The following is a 1,472-nucleotide window of genomic DNA, read 5'->3' as shown; positions in this document are numbered from 1 at the left end:
GAATGAGGCATTATGATCTATCATCACCTTTTTGCCGTTACGCTGGCGTTTTTCCTTGATTTGATAATAGGAGATCCGCCGAATTGGCCGCATCCAGTCAAATGGATTGGAACGTTGATAAGCAAGCTCGATCGCACATTCAATGAAGGCGCACATAAGAAAAGAAATGGACTGTTCATGCTGGCTATCGTCTTGACGACGGTACTATTGCTTACAGGTCTGTCGGTTTATTTGGCCTATCTTATCCATCCGCTGGCGGGAATCGTTTGGGAAGCTGCCGTGATTTCCACTACGATTGCCCAAAAGGGTTTGAAGCAGGCTGGAATGGAGGTGTGCCGTCCGCTGAATGAAAGGGATTTTCCTGAAGCGCGGCTCAAGCTTTCCTATATCGTCGGCCGTGATACCGACATGCTTGATGAGTCCGAAATAGTCAGGGGCACTGTTGAAACTGTAGCTGAAAATACGAGTGATGGAGTAACGGCCCCGTTGTTTTGGGCAGCGGTTGGCGGGGCGCCGCTTGCGATGGTATACAGGGCAATCAATACGTGTGATTCGATGGTTGGCTACAATAATGATAAATATGGCCAATTTGGCTGGGCTTCGGCAAAGCTCGATGATATCGCGAACTACCTTCCCAGCCGCCTCACTGGACTTTTGATGCTGTTATGCTCGAAATCTAGCCATCATGATCTTCAGGGCAGATGGAGGATCTTATTCAGTGATGCGAAGAAACATCCAAGTCCGAATAGCGGCTGGTGTGAAGCAGCCGTTGCGGCGATTTTGGGTGTGCAGCTTGGCGGGCTCAATATGTACAAAGGAGTAGTTTCTGACCGTGCGCGCATGGGCGTGCCGCTTGTTCCGCTGGAGGCAAAACATATACCAAAAACGATTGCCATCATGCATCGATCGTCTTTTCTATTTTTACTGATGCTTTGGCTGGGGGGAATTGCATTTGAAATTACCATCTCATGGTTCTAATCCACATTATCTTTACGAAGCGCTGGAAATTGAAATGCCTGGCTCGATCATCGACTTCAGCGCAAACATCAACCCATTGGGACCGCCTTTGCGAATCAAGGAACGCTGGTCCGGTTTTTTTGAAGGGGTCATGCATTACCCGGACCCCCATGCCGTTGAACTGACAAAAGCGATTGCAGAGAAAGAAGCGCTTCCCATGGCATCGGTTTTGGTAGGGAACGGTGGTGCAGAGATCATCATGCTGGTGGCCAACATTCTGGCCGATCGGAAGGTGTTGATCATCCAGCCGGCTTTTGCGGAATATGAGCAAGCTTGTTTGGCAGCTGGTTGTGAGGTCGACTTCCACCAGCTTGATGCTCCTGGTTGGCAGCTGGATGTGGCTCGCTTGATTCCGAGATTACGTGAATATGATGCGGTTTTCCTCTGCACTCCCAATAACCCGACGGGCGTGTCATTTGACCGTGGGGCTGTGATGGAATTGATCAGCGAATGCC

2 protein-coding genes are annotated in these 1,472 nt (G+C 49.9%); both read left to right on the top strand.

Annotated features, from left to right (window positions below; translation table 11 throughout):
* Positions 1 to 12: 12 nt before the first annotated feature.
* Positions 13 to 978 carry an adenosylcobinamide-phosphate synthase CbiB gene (gene cbiB / locus CVN76_RS05190; protein WP_100530518.1) on the top strand — a complete coding sequence of 322 codons (966 nt, stop codon included), beginning with the start codon at positions 13 to 15 and terminating at the stop codon, positions 976 to 978.
* Positions 953 to 1,472 (top strand): aminotransferase class I/II-fold pyridoxal phosphate-dependent enzyme (locus CVN76_RS05185; protein ID WP_157805540.1); only part of this gene is annotated, 520 nt, incomplete at its 3' end. The genes cbiB and CVN76_RS05185, both read left to right, overlap by 26 nt.

Source organism: Bacillus sp. mrc49 (assembly GCF_002803435.1).
The sequence above is the reverse complement of the archived record's forward strand: the minus strand, read 5'-3'. Positions and strand labels throughout refer to the sequence as shown.